Raw genomic sequence first — 17,167 nt, 5'->3', positions numbered from 1 at the left:
ACTGTGCATAATGCATCGTCGTACGATGGCGCAATTGGTCGTTTAATTGACGAGTTTTCAAAACTTCCTGGAATCGGACCTAAAGGCGCTCAACGCATTGCTTTTTATATACTTTCTGCGTCTGAGCAAGAAGCGCAATCTTTAATAGATGCCATAAACGATATGAAGTCGAGTGTGCGCTTTTGTGATATTTGCGGAAATGTTTGCGAACAAAGCCCTTGTGCGGTTTGTGCAGATCCTCGCAGAGACCATAGCAAAATTTGCGTAGTTGAAGAGCCTAAAGACATTATGAGCATTGAGCGCACTCACGAATATGATGGCGTTTACCACGTTCTTGGCGGAGCTATAAACCCAATGGCAAATGTTGGTCCTGGAGATTTATCAATTACTCAATTACTTGAGCGTCTTAAAAATCCTCAAATTAAAGAGGTTATTCTCGCGCTTGACCCAAATATTGAAGGCGAAGCAACAGTTACATATTTGGCTCGCCTGTTAGATCCTCTAGGTATTAAAATTACGCGTTTGGCAAGTGGCTTGCCTGTTGGTGGTGATTTGGAATATGCGGATGAAATTACTCTCGGACGCGCTTTCAGCGGGCGACAAGCTGTGTAGTAGTAAAATTTAACGAGCAAATTATCAATAATTGCGAATAATAGGGCGCAGTTGATACTCTGATACCAGACCAAATATTTGGAATATCCGTTCGTTCATCTGTTTATACATGAGCAAGGGGTAAAAATTGGCGCTTATCGTACAGAAATACGGCGGCTCGTCTGTGGCTGACACTGATTCCATACAGCGCGTTGCTAAACGTATTCTTTCCACAAAAGCAGCTGGCAATGATGTAGCAGTTGTAGTTTCTGCAATGGGGGACACTACTGACGATTTAATTGATCAGGCAATTAGTGTTAATGCGCATCCTCCTGCTCGCGAAATGGATATGCTTATGACTGCAGGCGAACGCATCTCTATGAGCTTGCTTGCTATGGCTATTCATGCTCAAGGATCTCACGCATACTCTTTTACCGGTTCTCAAGCAGGTTTTATGACCGACATGAAATTTGGTGCAGCTCATATTCGCGCAGTAAAACCAGACCGTGTTCGTCGCGCGCTTAGTAAGGGAAGTGTTGCGATTGTTGCCGGATTCCAAGGCATTAGCGAAATGGGGGATGACACTACTCTTGGCCGCGGAGGTTCGGATACTTCAGCAGTTGCTCTTGCAGTTGCTTTAGGAGCTGACGTTTGTGAAATTTATACAGATGTTGATGGTGTTTTCACCGCAGATCCTCGTATTGTTCCAACTGCTAAACGTATTCCAGTTATTGATTACGATTCGATACTAGAAATGTCTTCATGTGGTTCGCGTGTGCTCGCTTTGCGTTGCGTTGAGTATGCTCAGCGTTTTAGTATGCCGCTTCACGTTAGGAGTTCCTTCTCTCACAGAAATGGAACTCTTATTGTGCCGCGAAATGTTAATCCACGTACTTTACCTAATTTAAGTTGATTTAAGCAAGTTTATTTTTATAGATAATTATTTTTTATAGATAATATTTAAGCAAATAGAAATTAAGGGCGGTAATAATGGTAAACCAGGAGATTCGTTCTACTATGGGCGACTTGTTCCCAGATTTAGGTGTTGAAACGCCTGTTATTTCAGGTGTTGCTCACGATCGCAGTGAGTCTATGATTACAGTTCGCGGTATTCCGGACGTTCCTGGAATGGCTGCAAAAGTATTTACTACTCTTGCAAAAGCTAATGCAAATATAGATATGATTGCACAAGCAAGCGCATCTACGGGTACTGCGGATATTTCCCTTACTGCTCCTAGCTCGTCGATGAAAGCAATTTGTAAAGTTCTTGAAGAAGCGCGTGATGAATTGAAGTTTACTTCTATGGATGTTGACCCTACTGTTGGGAAAGTTGCAGTGGTTGGTGTTGGTATGAAGATGCACTCTGGTTTAGCGGCTACTTTCTTTACTGCATTAAGTGATCACGGTATCAATACGCTTATGATTTCTACTTCAGAAATTCGTATTGCCGCTTTGGTTCCTGTTAATCAGCTTGATGAAGCTGTTCGAGCCTTACACACGGCTTACGGATTGGATGCTAACCAAATCGAAGCTGTTGTTTACGGCGGCAGCGGACGTTAAAAATCGAAATTATTGGCATAACCACTATTAAGGGAGAAATAAGATGACGATTATCAATGAAACAGGTGTAAACGTAGCTGTTTTAGGTGCTACTGGCCAAGTTGGTATGGTAATGCGCCGTGTTCTTGATGAGCGTGATTTTCCCGTTCGAGATTTACGTTTTATGGCTTCTGCTCACTCTGCGGGAACAGTTTTGCAATATCGTGGGAAAGATATTGTTGTAGAAGATGTAGAAAAAGCTGATTTGCGCGGAATTGATATAGCTATTTTTTCTGCAGGCGGTGGAACTTCAAAAATTTGGGCTCCAAAATTTGCTGAAGCTGGCGCAATAGTAGTAGATAATTCTTCTCAATGGCGTATGCATGACGATGTGCCTCTAGTTGTTGCAGAAGTAAATCCCGAAGATTTAGACACAATCCCTTGTGGAATAGTAGCAAATCCAAATTGCACAACAATGGCTTGCATGCCAGTGTTGAAGCCACTTGCAGATGCTTTTGGATTAAAGCGGTTAATAGTATCTTCCTATCAGGCTGTTTCTGGAGCTGGAAGAGCTGGTGCTTTGCAGCTTATGAATGAGGCTCAAGCTGCGCTGAATCAAGGCGCGGATAAATTAGTTTTTGATGGTAGTGCAATAGATTTTCCAGAACCTACCAAAGTTGTTCGCACAATCGCATTCAATGCAGTGCCTTTTATTGGTGCAATTGTTGACGATGGTTCTGAAGAAACTGACGAAGAGCAAAAGTTGCGTAATGAAAGTCGTAAGATTTTGCATCTGCCAAATCTTGCTGCGTCGTGCACTTGCGTTCGAGTAGGCGTTTTTACTGGCCACGGTATGAGTGTTAATGCTGAGTTTGATAATGACGTAACACCGGATATGGCTCGCGAAGTTTTAAGCAAGGCGTCTGGTGTTGAATTGAATGATATTCCTACTCCTCAGCTTGCTGCAGGTAAATCCGCAAGCTATGTTGGGCGTATTCGTCAAGATCAAGCTGTGGATGGCAAGCGAGGGCTGGCGCTTTTTATTACTAACGATAATCTTAGGAAAGGCGCTGCGCTTAATGCTGTTCAATTGGCGGAAATTATTGCGAAAAAACGTAATTTTGCTTAAATATCGAAATTAATTGCTCGCAATTGTGAAAGTCTCTGCGTAAACTGTAAGTATGTCGGTAGCATCGGAAGAAATACAGCAGCAGCTTGATCGTATAGTAGCACTCGGGTATCCGGACGTGGCGGATATGAGTGCTGATGCTTTTCGTTCTCTTGCTCTGCCTCTTTTGCGCGCGCTTAAAAATAGTGATTTAGGAACGAATATTTTATTGGTTCCTACGCGTGAGCTTGTTTCTCCAGAGTCTTTGATTTCTCGTACGAGTATTGACCGCATGGCTGGTTTTACAACTATGCCTCCTCGCGATATTGCTAGTTTTATGCCAAAAGATGGTTTTGAGCCTCCGGAAGGTCCGTTCTATTTGGCAATTGATCCTCATGCGGGCGGATCTTACTTAAACAGAGAGCCGGATGTTGCTAGTAAGCTTATTGATTCCGACGAACGCTTACCTCTTACTTTGGAAGAAGGGCTTGCGATTGTTACTCAACATCCGGATTGGTTGGAAAATAAGAATGGGTTTAATCTGCTCGGCTCTCAAAGCACGGATGGAAGAGTTCCTAGCATTTGGATGAGTCAGGGCGCTCCACGCTTAGGTGCAGTTTGGCCAAATTCTCGTCATACTTGGCTTGGTAACGCGTATTGCATGGCACGCCGTGGAATCTCGATTCTTTAAGTACAATTCATAAAATCTTCACGGTTATTACGTAAAATAGTTATAGCAATAAAACAAGAATCCATAACAAAAGTTGAAAACCACTATCAATGGATGATACTTACGAAAGGCGCATTGTGGCATATATAACTTTTGATCATGTTGTAAAAGAATACCCGTCTGGTTCTTCTGCCGTTCGGGCTTTAGATGATGCCAGTTTTACGGCAGAACGTGGTGAGCTTACAGTAATTTTGGGCGCATCTGGCGCTGGAAAAACAACGGCCTTAAATATTTTAGGCGGTATGGATACGGCTACGAGTGGTCGCGTTATTGTTGGGGATTGCGATGTTACTAAGCTTAAAGGAAAAGGTTTAGTGCGTTATCGCCGCGAAGATATTGGTTTTGTTTTTCAATTCTATAATTTAGTTCCAAATTTGACTGCTCTTGAAAATGTTGAGCTGGCTTCGCAGATTTGTTCAGATCATTTTGATCCTGCCCAAACGCTTAAAGATGTTGGCTTGGCAGATCGTTTACAAAACTTCCCAGCGCAACTTTCCGGCGGCGAGCAGCAGCGCGTATCTATTGCTCGCGCTCTTGCTAAAAAGCCGAAGCTTCTTCTATGTGACGAGCCTACAGGTGCTTTGGATTATGAAACAGGCAAGTCAGTGTTGCAATTATTGCAAGATATTTGCCGCACGGAAGGCATGACAGTTTTAATCATTACCCATAATGCTGCAATTGCGCCTATGGCACATAAAGTTGTGCGCTTCCGCTCTGGAAAAGTCGTAAGCGAGACTATACAAGAGAATCCTATGGCCATTGCTGATATTGAGTGGTGATTTTAATGAGTGCATTATTTATTAGCGCCGTTAGAATGTGGATTCATCAGTGGCGACGTTTCTGTGTACTTGCAGTTATTGCAATGCTTGGCGTTGCTGTTATGACAGGAATTTACGCTGGCTGCAACGATATGCTTCTTGGTACGAACGACATGTACGAAAAGTTGCATGCATACGATTTGCAAATCGTATCTACCTTGGGTTTAACTAAAGATGATGTTGCTTCTTTGCAAAAATTATCTAACATAAGCGAAATTGAAGCCGAACGTTTTTGGAAAGCTACAGCGCATTCTGATGACGATGCAAGTTCCACATATGCAATGAATTTTGTGCATTACGATTCGCAAAAAAATATGAATCGTCTTCATTTGCTTCACGGCAATATGCCTACTAATAATCGAGAAGCCGTTGTAACTCAACGATTTTTGCACGATAGCGGCTTAAATATTGGCAGTACCGTTGTTGTAAATTTGCAGCAGTCGGCCGCATTCGGCAGCAGTGTTTCAAATAATTCAAATAAAAAATCTGAAAAATATAATCTTCTAATTACTGGAAGCGTCTTAGATAGTAACGATTTAAACAATCCTGAAGGTTACCAGTCAAAAGCTTTTCGTAATTCTGTAACATCTCGCTACCCAATCTTTACGTCTGCAGCCCCAAGCAACATGAGTGACCTGCCGTATTCTGCAATATCTGTGAGATTGAACGATACTAAGAATGTTAATGCGTTTTCTAAATCGTATCGCAATATTGTTGACGACGCGTCTGAACAAATTCGCGAAAAAGTGCAGTCTAAGCGCGAAAAAGTTCGTCGAAATCAGATTATTGATGAGATAGCGAATAGAGAAGCGAAAAATATTATTGCGAATGACCCAAGGATAAAGCTTGCTTCAAATTCTGTGAAAGAACAAGTAAAAGCGAAAATTCTAAAGCAGATTAGGCCAGAAATACAAAAGAAAGTTCCTCAAGCACAATGGCATATATCTACTAGAATTGCTAATGATAGTTACGCAAGCTTACGCTCCGACGTTGCTTCGATTCAGTCACTTGGTTATGCTTTCCCGGCAGTATTTCTTGTAGTTGCCATGATGATGAGTTTAACAGCTATGGCACGTATGGTTGAGGAAGAGCGAAGTCTTATTGGAACGTACCTAAGCCTGGGTTATGGACGTTCTGCTGCAGTTACAAGGCACGCGTTCTTCGCTATTTTAGCATGCTTTATTGGTGGTGGAGTTGGGGATATTGTTGGATTCCTTGCAATCCCTTCGCTTCTTTTGAAGATTTTGCGCGGACTTTACGCTGTACCAGGTGTTAGTTTGCGTTACGACTGGTTATACGGTTCACTGTGTGTGATTGCTTTTGTGATTCCTGTAGCAGTTTGCACAATAGTTGTTAGTTGGCGTGAAACAAAGCAAGTTCCTGCTGATTTACTTCGTCCAAAAGCTCCAAAAGCTGGCGCTCGCGTACTTCTTGAGCGTTTGCCTTGGATTTGGAAGCGTATGAGCTTCCTAAATAAAGTAACTATTCGCAACATAGCGCGCTTTAAAGGCAGATTATGCATGACAATCGGCGGTGTTGCTGGCTGCACTGCACTTATTGTGTGCGGTCTTGCATTAAACGATACCGTCGCAACTTTAGGCACTCGTCAATATGAGGGAATCTACCATTACGATATGATCGCGATTTCTGCTCCCGATTCTTTCCAAAGCATGAGAAAGCGTGTGGAACAAGATAAGTCGAATAATAAAGTAGAAACTATGCTTCCTGCTTACATAAGTTCTGGCGAAATTGCTAAGCATCAAAATTCGGGCAACAACAAATCTGAGCATAACAATGTAGAAGATTCTGAAAGTGTGCAAATGATTGTTGTAAAAGATGCGGATACTTTAGCTCGTCTTGTGCGATTGCAAAATATTGACAACAATTTGCAACCTGTTAAGCTCACAGATGACGGCCCGTTGCTTTCTCAAAGCGCAGCCGCTTCTTTGGATATCAATCGCGGAAATGAAATCACAGTAACTAACGCAAGTTTTAAGCGCACAACAGTAAAAGTTAATGCTATTGTTCGAAATCTAATTGGTTCAAACATGTATATGACTTCTAGATGTTACGAACGATTGTTTAATGATAAAAATAGTAAATCTCTAAAGCATAATGCGTTGATTCTTCGTTTGCGTGGCAGCGATGATAAAAAAATAAAGTACGCGAATAATGTTTCGGAGCGTGATAGCGTTCTTGCGGTTATGAATATTACGAAAATGAAGCATGCTTTTAGTTTTGATCTTATGAATGCTGTTGTTGCTCTGATTGTAACGTTAGCTGCAGGTTTGGCTTTAGCAGTGCTATTTACTTTGGCTAGTACGAATATTTCGGAGCGTTCGCGTGAAATGGCAACTCTAAAAGTTCTTGGCTTCTATAGAAGAGAAATTCATTCTTACGTACATAAAGAGATGCTAACTCTTACTGTAATCGGTATCGCTGTAGGTTTACCGTTGGGAAGGTTGATTGCAGGCTTGCTGACCAAAGCTCTTAGAATGCCATCGCTTTATTTTGAGGTGGAAGTAGCTCCGTTAAGTTACTTTATTGCAGGCGTTGCAACATTAATTTTCGCTTTGATTGTGCAGTGGGCCACTAATCCTGCTCTTGATCGCATAGATCCGGTTAGCTCTCTAAAAAGTGTGGAATAGCGCAATAGTTAAGGGTGCAGATAGAATAAAAAGTTCGTATATACAAGGAACGGAGTTTTGGCAATGAATATGACGGCGAATAATGACAATTCCAACCAAATGGAACGCAGTCTTACTAAGCGTCATGTGCAATTTATTGCTATCGGCGGCACAATTGGTACTGGTTTGTTCCTTGGTTCCGGAAAATCTATTAGCTTAACAGGTCCGAGTATTGTATTTGTTTACATTATTGTTGGCTTGATTATGTTCTTGCTTATGCGCGGCATTGGCGAACTTATGTACAAAGATCCGAACCAGCATACTTTTATTAGTTTTATTACGCGTTATCTTGGCAGAGGCTGGGGTAATTTTGCTGGGTGGTCTTATTGGTTTGTGCTTGTGCTTATTGGTATGAGCGAGATTACGGCAGTTAGCACGTATTGCGTCACATTTTTCCAAACTTTCGATATTGACGTAAGTCATTGGAAATGGCTTATAGAAGTAGTATTTTTAGCGGCTTTAGTGTGCATAAATCTGGTTGCTGTAAAGCTTTTTGGAGAAACTGAGTTTTGGTTCTCCATGATTAAAATTACTTTGATTGTTGCGCTTATAGTTACTGCTATTGTGATGGTTGTAATTGGGTATCATTACCCAGCAACTCAACTTCATGGAGGGGTTATTAGTCCTGCTGGGCATGCTAGCGTCGATAACATTTTCAATAATTTTTCTCTTATGCCAAATGGTTGGGTTGCATTTTTGATGAGCTTCCAGATGGTGTTTTATGCGTATCAGCTTATTGAGTTCGTCGGCGTGACTGTTTCGGAAACAAAAAATCCTCGCAAAGTTTTGCCTAAGGCTATAAACGGCATAATTACGCGTATTTTGATTTTTTATGTTGGCGCTCTTGTGGCAATTATGCTTATTGTTCCATGGCAGCGTTTCAAGGCTACTAATGCTGAAGGCACATTTATGTCTCCGTTCATTATGGTGTTCCAGTATGCTGGCTTGCATTGGGCCTCTGCGCTAGTATTCTTCGTGGTTATTACGGCTGCATCTTCTGCTCTTAACTCTTTGCTGTATTCTGCCGGCCGCCACATGTATCAGATTGCTATTGAATCTCCTTCTCCCATTTTGGGTAAGTTGCGGAAGGTGTCGCATACTAAAGTTCCTGCTCGCGCAATCATATTTTCTTCTGTATTAATCCTTCTTTCTCCGGTAGTTAATTCGATTCCTGGAGTTCATGGTGCGTTTATTTTGTTCGCTTCTGCGTCTTCGGCTGTAATCATCATGATTTACATTCTGATTATGGTTACGCACCGTAAGTATCGTAAATCTGCTGATTTTATGGCGGATGGTTTCTTAATGCCGCATTATAAGCTTCTTAACTCGCTTACCATTGCGTTCTTCGTGTTTGTGTATATCACATTGTTTATTAGTGAAGATACTCGCGTTTCTGCAATTGGCGGTTTAGTTTGGCTTGTGCTATTTGGAGGTTACTGCGCTCTGCACGAGCATTGGCAGAATCGCGATTTAGCAGCTGCTTTGCGCAAGTGACATTCTTTCCTGCACAAGTTCTGTTATGCTTACTGTGTGCGAATTATTGTTGCAGATTGTAGTGCTGAATATACAGGTAGATTAAACGCTACGCTTCCGCTATCTAAGCGTGTGCTGCTTATTAAAGCAGATGGTAGTGTGCTGATTTTTTCGGAGCTTGGAGCGTATAAGCCACTTAATTGGATGGTTGCGCCTTGTACAATGCGCATACTTCAAAAAGAAAATGGTGAAGAATCTACTTCTAACGAGCTTTCTGATGGTTGTATTCTTCGAGTTGCTGCATCAAAAGGTGATGATTTACTCAAAATTTCTTTAGAGCACATATACAGTGACAGCACTTATTATTTGGGTGAGGATCCTGGATTAGTTAAAGATGGTGTTGAGGAGCATTTGCAGCGATATTTGGCTGAGCAGATTGAGCGCATTGGGGAAGGCGCGAAGCTTGTTCGTCGAGAGTATCCTACTGCTATTGGTCCAGTTGATATTATGGCTCAGGATGCTGAAGGCGTGCACGTTGCGATTGAGATTAAGCGTCACGGTGGCATTGATGGTGTAGAGCAACTTACTCGTTACTGTGAGTTGCTTAATCGCGATCCGTTACTTAAGCCCGTTCGTGGCATTTTTGCTGCTCAAACAATTAGCCCACAAGCTAGAGTTTTGGCGGAAGATCGCGGTTTTACTTGTCTTATTCTCGACTATGACGATATGCGCGGTGTTGAATCCGACGACCTTCTTCTGTTTTAGATTTAGACGCATACACAAAAACCCCTCGAAAATGAGGGGTTTTTGTAATCAATCACTTGCGTATTTTTGTAAATTATCTCGCAAATTATCTAGCTAATTATTTTGCAAAATATTTTGCTTTGCTAGGCATTGCGAAATTTACAAACTCACGAAGCGTAAAGAATATCCACAACGAAGTACAGAGTGGAGTTTGCAGGGATTGTTACATTTCCCTTTGCATCCTTCTTATCTTCTTTGCCGTAGCCATCTTCTGGAGGAATTACAAGCAGAACTCGAGATCCAACTTTCTTTCCAGCCAAACCTTTAGTCCAACCTGGTATTACGCCTCCTGCAAGAGAGAAGTCTGCAGGCATTGAGCGAAGCCAAGAGGAATCAAACTGATGCATTTTGCCGTCTTTATCTGTGGTCCATCCAGCATAATGAGCAGTTACGGTGCTTTTTGCGGTTACCTTTTTGCCGGTTCCTTCAATCAAAGTCTGAGAAACAAGCTTTCCATCTGGCACATAGTTGTTCTTATCTAAGGATGGAACTCCAGATTTATCAAGAGTTACCTTTGGCAAATTTGCAGGAATATCTGTTACTGCTTTACCTTCTGCGTGCTTTAATGCTTTTGAGCGGGACACAAGCGTTAGAACCATAACGTATGAAGGTCCCTTATTTTCTCCAGCGACTCCAAAAGCAATAGTTGTATTAATCTTCTTGCCTTTAATAAGCGCGTAGTATGGTCGGCTGGTGACGTTTTTGTCAATAGAAATTGAGCAATCAACTCTACCCTTATCCCACGTATTCATAAGTTCTTTGCCATCTTTAGCGTTAAGCACAATGCCTTGCGAGCAGACGCGATCGCCTTCTTGAATAGTCTCACCATTGCCGTGCTGTAAGATAGCGTAAGTATTTCTTTTTATATCTGCAGGTGTTTTAAGCGTAATTTTTGGCTTTTTGCCAAGCTCTCCAGAAGCGCTTATGCCTTCAATAAGCTGCATTCCGGCTTTTTGTGCGTTTTCATCTGCAGCACCTTTTGTATTGTCAGAATTGCCGCTGCAAGAAGCTAATCCTACGCATAATGCTACTGTGCTAATAGCAGCAAAAGTGCGTGCAATAAAGGATTTTTGTTTAGATATTGTAGTTTTTTGCATAGGTTCACATTACCGCTTGATATTGATTTTAAGGCAAAACCTGCAACTGGTATGAAAAGATTGTAGAATAGTATCGTTATGACTAATACCAACAATGCTCCTGAAAAAGAAGGACAATCAATGCGACAGTCAGCAAGGCGAGTAACATTGCGCACTAAAATTATGCGACGTATCGTAGCTCCATTTTTTGTAGTGCTTGCAGTATTAAGTGTTGCTCTTGGTGTTGCTAACGCAACATTTTGGAAGCCGAATGACGTGGTTATTGCTTATGCGCAAGTAACCGGAACTCGTTATATTGTTACAGACCCAGGTGTTCTTAATTTGGTTGACAGTAAGGTTCGCGTAAGTGTTGCAGCTTTGCGCACGCGTAAACCTATTTGTGTTGCTGTTGGTTTAACAAAAGATGTGCGTGGTTGGGTAGCTGGCTCTCCAGTTCAGCGCATTACAGGTCTTAAAGATTGGAATAATCTATCTGTATCGGAAATGTCTGGCAAAAGCACTTTGCAACAAGATTTTAATACAGATATAAAAGATGCTGACGTTAAGTTCCAACAATCTAACTTATGGTCTTCTGTTACGTGTCAGATTGGTTTAGCAAAGCTTCCAATAAATACTTATGATTATGTTCAAACTGCAGGTTCTGCTTCATATGACCATGCAGTTGCAACTGGTGCAGTTCTTAAGTCTGGTAAGAATTCAAAAAAGAGTTCAAATCGTCGCTACTCGCGTTCTATGAGAGCTAGATCTCAAGCAGCTCGACGTGTTCTATTAATTGATTTGGGAGATAACGTTCCTGCTGCTTCTGTGGAATTGCGCTGGCGCAGGCATCAAGTTCCAGATTTCGCAACACCTTTGTACTTTGTAGGTGCTCTTTTTGCTGTTTTAGCTTTGCTGGCCGCAACTATTTTCGCCATGGCTCCGCATCGTCGCAGGAATAAGCAACTTGCGGCAAATCCTTCCGGTTTGCTATCTAAACAATCTAAAGATGAAGAAGTCACATTTTCTGAAGCATTTTCTGGAACAGTGCATGGCATGCTTGCTCATAAGAAGCACAAAAAAGCTTCAGGGTCGCATGCGCGCCATGGATGCCACACTCGTCGTGGTAAAAATTCTGTAGAAAATCAGAATATTGCAAATAATTCTGATTCTAAGCAACTTAACCAGGAGTCTCCGTCGTCACAAGTATCTTCTGAAGATTCAATAGCGCAGACCACAGTTATTTCTAAGGACGATATGCTTGCATTTGCTGCTCGTTTTATTCAACAGCATGATGATGGTGAATTTGCGTATGAATTGCCAAGCGATGAGGAAAATCGTGAAAGTGTTGTTGATGAATCTTCAGATTTGAACGACGAAAATCTAAAGAACTCTTATTCCGAAACTAAAGACGATGCTAAAAATAATCAGGATCTTCAGTCCGCTCGCGTAGATAAGAATCGTAAGAATTCTCAAACTAGGCGAAATCAGCAGAATAAAAAGAACTCTAGAAATAGGCAGGATAGGCAGGAAAAGCAAGATAGGCGAGATAAGCAAGACAGTCAGGGTAGGCTAGCTAAGCAGGAAAATCAAAATAAGCAATCTAAGTCAACAAAACAGACAGATAATTCTAAGAAAACTCGCGGCAATCGTCGTGGGTACAACGCAAATAGCAATAATTCGCGATATCGCAAGAATAATAAAGGTTATCGAGGCAATTTCTCGAGTGAGCGAGGTAACAAGCAATAATGCGTAGTATTAAAATGCGTAATCTTAATAAGTATATTCGCGAGTTTAATAATGGCGGAATTATGCGAAAAACGTTGCGCGTAGCTTCTCTTTGTGTTGCAAGTGCTGTATCTGTTGCTCTTGTTGCGGGATTATCTGCTTGCGATGGTCAAGTACCTAAGCCTGTGGAAGCTCGCAGCGGCCAAGAGCTTCCTAATGTAACTATGATTCAAGAAAAGGATATTCGTCTTGGTTTGCTTCGAACACTGGAACGGGCAAATGATGAAAAAGACGTTAACGCCTTGCCTAAAGCTGTTTCTGGGCCTGCTCTTGATGTTCGCACAAGCGAGCTTGTTATTGCTGGTAAAACCGGTAAATTAGACCCTAAAACTATTATTCCGCGCGCTTCGGCTCAGACGATTGTGCCAACAAATGCTGGGTGGCCTAGAGACTTAATGACAATTACAACCACCACTAAGGATCAGCAATCAAAGCGTTTGCTTGTTTTGCGTCAGCAACGAGCTAGGTCGAATTATAAGTTGTGGGCTGTGGCTCGACTTTTCCCTGGTGTGCATCTTCCTAAATTTGCTGTTCCAAGTATTGGTGCTTCAATGGGAAAATCAAATGACACTGGCTTAATTATGACTCCAGAAGAATCAGTAAAAGCTTATGCTGATGTTCTTCAGCATGGTGGTGAAAGCAAGTATGCAAAATATTTTGAGGAAGATTATCTTCGTCAAAAACTTGCAGAACTTTCTAAAGCTGTACAAGTTGGCATGGAGCGCAACAAAGGTTCGCAGGAACAGGTTTTTACTCCACAATTGAAGCAAATAAGCGTTATGCGTTCGAGTGATGGAAGCGATTTAGTTGTTGCAAGAATTGATTCTGTTTGGACGCGTATTGCCGGAGAAGGACGTGAATCCAGGCCAGCATCTGACGAAGAAAAAGCACTATTTGGCGACGGAAGAGCAAAAAGTACTATGCGCGTAACTTATGTAAATGTTATTGCGCTTGTTGTGCCGCCTGCTGGATCTCATATGAAAATTACGCCGGTTGGTGCTGAACGACAGCCTATTAAAGTAGAAGCGTTGTAAATATAAGAATCAACAATATTGCAATTAGCAAAAGAGGCAATAATGGTAAACGGTCAGTCGCAAGGAATGAATCCAGGAGGATTTTCGCTTGCTGGAGCTGTAGATTTAGAAGGCGTGAAGCGTCGCGTGGAAGCGCAAGCTAAGCAGGCTGCAAAAGCTGGAGCTGGTTCGAATGCTGGTTCTTCTGCCAATAATTCGGCGCCAAAAGCAGGCGGATACGTTATTGACGTTAACGATAAGTCTTTCCAGGCAATGGTTCAAACTTCCGTAAGTTTTCCTATTATTTTGTTGCTTTGGCAGCCTGGAGATACTGCTTATTACGATGTTGCACAAAAATTAGCTGATGCAGTAAATTCACTCGACGGTCGTATGCAGTTGGCGCGTATTGATGCAGACGAAAGCCCAAGTATTGCTCAAGCTTTGAGAGCTGAGCAACTTCCTGCAATTTATGGTTTGATTGGCGGACGCCCTATGCCAATTTCGCAAGGATTACCTAGCGATGATGAGTTGCAGCAGATTTGTAGCGCAATTTTACCTCAATTAGTGCAGGTGGCAGAGCGTTCGGGGGTTGCTGGAACGGCTCCTTTTGTACAGCCGTCTGAAGATGCTAAGGATGATTCAGAAGAATCTTCAGATAATAATTCTAATTGTGAAAATCAAGTTCCTGCAGCTCATGAAAAAGCGCATGAACTTGCTATGAAAGGTGATTACGAGGGCGCTGCTTTAGAATATGCGAAGCTTATGGATGCAAATCCGCACGATTCTATTGCTGCGCGTGAACATGCCAAAGCTTTGCTGCTTGCGCGCAATACTAATACAGATGTTGCTTTAGTGCGCAAAAATGCTGGTGATAATCCTAATGATGTAGATGCGCAGCTTGCTGTGGCAGATGTCGATATGATTGATGGTCATATTGATGACGCTTTTGGCCGTTTGCTTGATTTTTTGGCTGCGGGGCATCGTTCGGATGCTGAAGCTATTCGATCTAGAATGCTTGAGTATTTTGCTATGCTTCCTGCAGATGATGCTCGATTAGCGCGCGCTCGCCGTCGCCTTGCAATACTTCTTTATTGATTTTTATGCAGATGACTTGTATTTTGGCGATTGAAGATTGAACTTCTTATGCGTTACTAAACAAAAAAGCCAAGAACCACAACAATCGTGAGAAATTCGTGTGATTCTTGGCTTTAGTAGCGGGGCATGGATTTGAACCATGGACCTCTGGGTTATGAGCCCAGCGAGCTACCGAGCTGCTCCACCCCGCGTCGGCTACTTTTAGCAGCTCTATCTACGATAGGTGCAAATTTGAATTTGTCAAATTCGGGCGTGTCTCTCTGTATTTGGTTAAAATTTTACGATTCGTGCACATTAGTGACATAGACACAATAAACATAAACAAGTGTGGAGTATAATAAACACATGCCTATTAAGATTCCTGAAGGATTGCCAGCGCGAAGCATATTAGATGCTGAGCGAATTTTTGCATTGGAACGCCCAGAAGCAGAACAGCAGGATGTTCGACCACTTCGTTTGTTGATTTTGAATCTTATGCCCAAAAAAATCGAGACAGAAACTCAGCTTTTGAGACTCATCTCTAAGTCTCCTTTGCAAGTCGATGTCGATTTTATGAAAACTTCCACGCATGTATCCACACACGTTAACGCTGATCATTTAGTAAAATTCTACGAAAATCTTGACGCACTTCGTAACAACTATTACGACGGATTTGTTGTAACGGGAGCTCCTGTTGAGCACATGGAATTTGAGGATGTCGACTACTGGCACGAATTTACGCAAATTCTTGACTGGGCAGCAACACACGTTTTCTCAACAATGTATTTGTGCTGGGGTGCAATGGGTGCGCTTTACTATCGATATGGCATAAAAAAGCATGTTCTCAGCGAAAAAATTTTTGGTGTGTTCCCACAATATTTGCAGGATGAGTACTGTTTTCTTACAAATGGTTTTGATGAAATCGCTTTACAGCCGCATTCTAGGATAGCGAGTGTTGATGTTGACAGCATTTCTTCAGATCAGCGTTTGCAAATTCTTACGTATGGTCCCGAATCCGGCCCAGGCTTAGTTGCTACGCGTGATTTTTCTGAAGTTTTTGCGCTTGGACACTGGGAATACAGCAAAATGACTCTTGCGCAAGAATATGAGCGTGACATGTTAAAAGGTTTGAGCAACGTGCCATTCCCTTACAACTATTTCCCTTATGACGATCCAAAATTAGAGCCACTATTTTCTTGGCGTGCACACGCGAATTTGCTTTGGCGCAACTGGCTTAACTGGGTGTACGAAACTACGCCTTACAATCTTTCTGATATTCCACATTTAAGAACTGCTGGAAAGCTTGGAACTGAACGTTCTATAAGACATGAGCCGGCTTCTCCGCGTTCTGATAACTTTTGTCCATTTGACGGTATTAAGTACGGTATGAGCAAATAAATTTTGAAGTTGCGTAATTTATGTACAAGCGAAGAGTACAATCAGCAGTTAGATGTATTTTTCGTTTCGTGCCCCGCGCCTTACGAGATACGGAATAGATGATTTAGATAATATGTAACGCCGCAAGATGATTGAATTTAATAATGTGAGTGAGTGGCGTAGTTGTGAAGGCGTGTGAACGAATTGCTTAAGGAGGCACTTATGGATGGAATGGTTGACTTTTTACTGAGGACTACCAATGTAGCTTCAGCAGTGGCTTCGTCTGGACCAGAATTGCCTAATATTGGCGAGTTTTTGCCTCCAGAGATTTTGTTCCAGGGCACACCGTTTGCCATGAATCGCATTATTTTGGTGCGTGTTCTTATGGCTGTAGTCGTTATGATTATTTTCGGCATTGGTGCCGCTCGCGCAAAGTTAGTTCCAGGAAGATTCCAAAGTGTGCTAGAAATCTTAATGGACTTTGTGCGCTACAACATCGTTTACGAGATGATTGGTGAAGAACGTGGCAAGCGTTACGTGCCAATGATGTCTACACTTTTCATCACGATTTTCTTCTTTAATCTTTGTTCTGTGATTCCAGGATTAAATATGGCTGCAACCGCAACCATTACTGGTCCGTTGGTATTTGCTTTGTGGGTTGTGTGTCAATATCTTCTTGCTGGCATTCGTGAAAAAGGTTTTTTGCGATTCTTCCGTGAAGCGTTGTTCCCAGCGGGCGTGCCATGGCCGATTTACTTCATTCTTTCGCCATTGCAGCTCATAGAATTAATAATTGTGCGACCACTTTCGCTTACAATCCGTTTGTTTGCGAATATGATTGCTGGCCATTTGCTGGTGGCCACTTGCTTAGTATTCACCAATTTCTTTGTGGTGGATTCCAGCAATAAACTCCTTGCCTTCGGCGGTGCTTTGTGGCTGCTTGGTGGCATTCTGTTTACCCTATTCGAAATTATGGTAGCCGGTTTGCAGGCGTTTATTTTCACTGTGCTTGCTTCTGTCTACATTTCGGAAAGTTACCCGGAGGAAGAAGAAAAGTCTGCTGTTGCTGTTGCCTGATAGCATAGCTTAAAT

15 protein-coding genes and 1 tRNA gene are annotated in these 17,167 nt (G+C 42.1%); 14 read left to right on the top strand and 2 right to left on the bottom strand.

Translation table 11 applies throughout. The features are described 5' to 3' along the window. The first annotated feature begins 3 nt into the window (after positions 1 to 3). From recR to nucS, 9 genes are all read left to right on the top strand, one after another. Positions 4 to 612: a recombination mediator RecR gene (recR, locus tag HXT52_RS05600; protein WP_004126278.1), complete on the top strand. Its 609-nt coding sequence runs from the start codon at positions 4 to 6 to the stop codon at positions 610 to 612. Positions 613 to 739: 127 nt separating this feature from the next. After that, complete coding sequence (locus HXT52_RS05595; RefSeq protein WP_375169161.1) at positions 740 to 1,504, top strand: aspartate kinase; 765 nt, start codon at positions 740 to 742, stop codon at positions 1,502 to 1,504. A 77-nt stretch (positions 1,505 to 1,581) separates the two neighbouring features. Next, positions 1,582 to 2,151, top strand: coding sequence for an ACT domain-containing protein (locus HXT52_RS05590; protein WP_004136461.1), 570 nt, complete (start codon positions 1,582 to 1,584; stop codon positions 2,149 to 2,151). A gap of 43 nt (positions 2,152 to 2,194) precedes the next feature. Then, a complete protein-coding gene (locus HXT52_RS05585) occupies positions 2,195 to 3,259 on the top strand; it encodes an aspartate-semialdehyde dehydrogenase (protein ID WP_119521092.1) in 1,065 nt (354 codons plus the stop codon). A gap of 52 nt (positions 3,260 to 3,311) precedes the next feature. After that, positions 3,312 to 3,929: a DUF5701 family protein gene (locus tag HXT52_RS05580; RefSeq protein ID WP_004136457.1), complete on the top strand. Its 618-nt coding sequence runs from the start codon at positions 3,312 to 3,314 to the stop codon at positions 3,927 to 3,929. A 116-nt stretch (positions 3,930 to 4,045) separates the two neighbouring features. Beyond that, positions 4,046 to 4,747 carry an ABC transporter ATP-binding protein gene (locus tag HXT52_RS05575; protein WP_004136445.1) on the top strand — a complete coding sequence of 234 codons (702 nt, stop codon included), beginning with the start codon at positions 4,046 to 4,048 and terminating at the stop codon, positions 4,745 to 4,747. Positions 4,748 to 4,752: 5 nt separating this feature from the next. Continuing rightward, entirely contained in the window at positions 4,753 to 7,434 is a 2,682-nt protein-coding gene (locus tag HXT52_RS05570; protein ID WP_375169160.1) for an ABC transporter permease, read from the top strand. 63 nt (positions 7,435 to 7,497) lie between these two features. Then, a complete protein-coding gene (locus HXT52_RS05565) occupies positions 7,498 to 8,967 on the top strand; it encodes an amino acid permease (RefSeq protein ID WP_375169159.1) in 1,470 nt (489 codons plus the stop codon). A gap of 36 nt (positions 8,968 to 9,003) precedes the next feature. After that, on the top strand, positions 9,004 to 9,711 hold the full coding sequence (nucS, locus tag HXT52_RS05560) for an endonuclease NucS (RefSeq protein ID WP_375169158.1): 708 nt from the start codon (positions 9,004 to 9,006) through the stop codon (positions 9,709 to 9,711). A gap of 146 nt (positions 9,712 to 9,857) precedes the next feature. Here the strand turns inward: nucS and HXT52_RS05555 are convergent, their stop codons facing one another. Then, positions 9,858 to 10,847, bottom strand: coding sequence for an FKBP-type peptidyl-prolyl cis-trans isomerase (locus HXT52_RS05555; protein ID WP_375169157.1), 990 nt, complete (start codon positions 10,845 to 10,847; stop codon positions 9,858 to 9,860). A 78-nt stretch (positions 10,848 to 10,925) separates the two neighbouring features. On the opposite strand from HXT52_RS05555, the gene HXT52_RS05550 reads away from it, so the two are divergent. Genes HXT52_RS05550 through HXT52_RS05540 form a run of 3 tightly spaced genes read left to right on the top strand, consistent with a single transcriptional unit; the run spans position 10,926 to position 14,719 of the window. Then, the gene (locus HXT52_RS05550; protein ID WP_421775883.1) at positions 10,926 to 12,572 is read left to right on the top strand and encodes a hypothetical protein; all 1,647 of its coding nucleotides are present in this window, start codon (positions 10,926 to 10,928) and stop codon (positions 12,570 to 12,572) included. After that, positions 12,572 to 13,645 carry a hypothetical protein gene (locus HXT52_RS05545; protein ID WP_004136439.1) on the top strand — a complete coding sequence of 358 codons (1,074 nt, stop codon included), beginning with the start codon at positions 12,572 to 12,574 and terminating at the stop codon, positions 13,643 to 13,645. The genes HXT52_RS05550 and HXT52_RS05545 overlap by 1 nt, the downstream gene beginning before the upstream one ends. A gap of 42 nt (positions 13,646 to 13,687) precedes the next feature. Further along, a complete protein-coding gene (locus HXT52_RS05540; RefSeq protein WP_421775882.1) occupies positions 13,688 to 14,719 on the top strand; it encodes a tetratricopeptide repeat protein in 1,032 nt (343 codons plus the stop codon). Between the two features lie 117 nt (positions 14,720 to 14,836). On the opposite strand, the gene HXT52_RS05535 is transcribed toward HXT52_RS05540, so the two are convergent. Continuing rightward, positions 14,837 to 14,910: transfer RNA gene (locus HXT52_RS05535), tRNA-Met, on the bottom strand. Positions 14,911 to 15,064: 154 nt separating this feature from the next. Here HXT52_RS05535 and HXT52_RS05530 point away from each other — a divergent pair. After that, on the top strand, positions 15,065 to 16,096 hold the full coding sequence (locus HXT52_RS05530) for a homoserine O-succinyltransferase (RefSeq protein WP_004136437.1): 1,032 nt from the start codon (positions 15,065 to 15,067) through the stop codon (positions 16,094 to 16,096). 201 nt (positions 16,097 to 16,297) lie between these two features. Then, positions 16,298 to 17,152, top strand: coding sequence for a F0F1 ATP synthase subunit A (atpB, locus tag HXT52_RS05525; protein WP_004126224.1), 855 nt, complete (start codon positions 16,298 to 16,300; stop codon positions 17,150 to 17,152). Positions 17,153 to 17,167 lie beyond the last annotated feature (15 nt).

It is taken from the genome of Gardnerella sp. KA00288 (genome assembly GCF_049244085.1).
GTDB lineage: Bacteria > Actinomycetota > Actinomycetes > Actinomycetales > Bifidobacteriaceae > Bifidobacterium > Bifidobacterium greenwoodii.
This window is presented reverse-complemented; position numbering and strand designations above follow the sequence as displayed.

What these genes read in the sequence shown, in the direction of transcription:
- HXT52_RS05555 (WP_375169157.1), bottom strand. Translation starts at nt 10,847, where the DNA reads ATGCAAAAAACTACAATATCTAAACAAAAATCCTTTATTGCACGCACT.
- HXT52_RS05540 (WP_421775882.1), top strand. Translation starts at nt 13,688, where the DNA reads ATGGTAAACGGTCAGTCGCAAGGAATGAATCCAGGAGGATTTTCGCTT.
- HXT52_RS05590 (WP_004136461.1), top strand. Translation starts at nt 1,582, where the DNA reads ATGGTAAACCAGGAGATTCGTTCTACTATGGGCGACTTGTTCCCAGAT.
- HXT52_RS05585 (WP_119521092.1), top strand. Translation starts at nt 2,195, where the DNA reads ATGACGATTATCAATGAAACAGGTGTAAACGTAGCTGTTTTAGGTGCT.
- HXT52_RS05530 (WP_004136437.1), top strand. Translation starts at nt 15,065, where the DNA reads ATGCCTATTAAGATTCCTGAAGGATTGCCAGCGCGAAGCATATTAGAT.
- HXT52_RS05545 (WP_004136439.1), top strand. Translation starts at nt 12,572, where the DNA reads ATGCGTAGTATTAAAATGCGTAATCTTAATAAGTATATTCGCGAGTTT.
- HXT52_RS05570 (WP_375169160.1), top strand. Translation starts at nt 4,753, where the DNA reads ATGAGTGCATTATTTATTAGCGCCGTTAGAATGTGGATTCATCAGTGG.
- HXT52_RS05580 (WP_004136457.1), top strand. Translation starts at nt 3,312, where the DNA reads ATGTCGGTAGCATCGGAAGAAATACAGCAGCAGCTTGATCGTATAGTA.
- HXT52_RS05565 (WP_375169159.1), top strand. Translation starts at nt 7,498, where the DNA reads ATGAATATGACGGCGAATAATGACAATTCCAACCAAATGGAACGCAGT.
- HXT52_RS05550 (WP_421775883.1), top strand. Translation starts at nt 10,926, where the DNA reads ATGACTAATACCAACAATGCTCCTGAAAAAGAAGGACAATCAATGCGA.
- atpB (WP_004126224.1), top strand. Translation starts at nt 16,298, where the DNA reads ATGGATGGAATGGTTGACTTTTTACTGAGGACTACCAATGTAGCTTCA.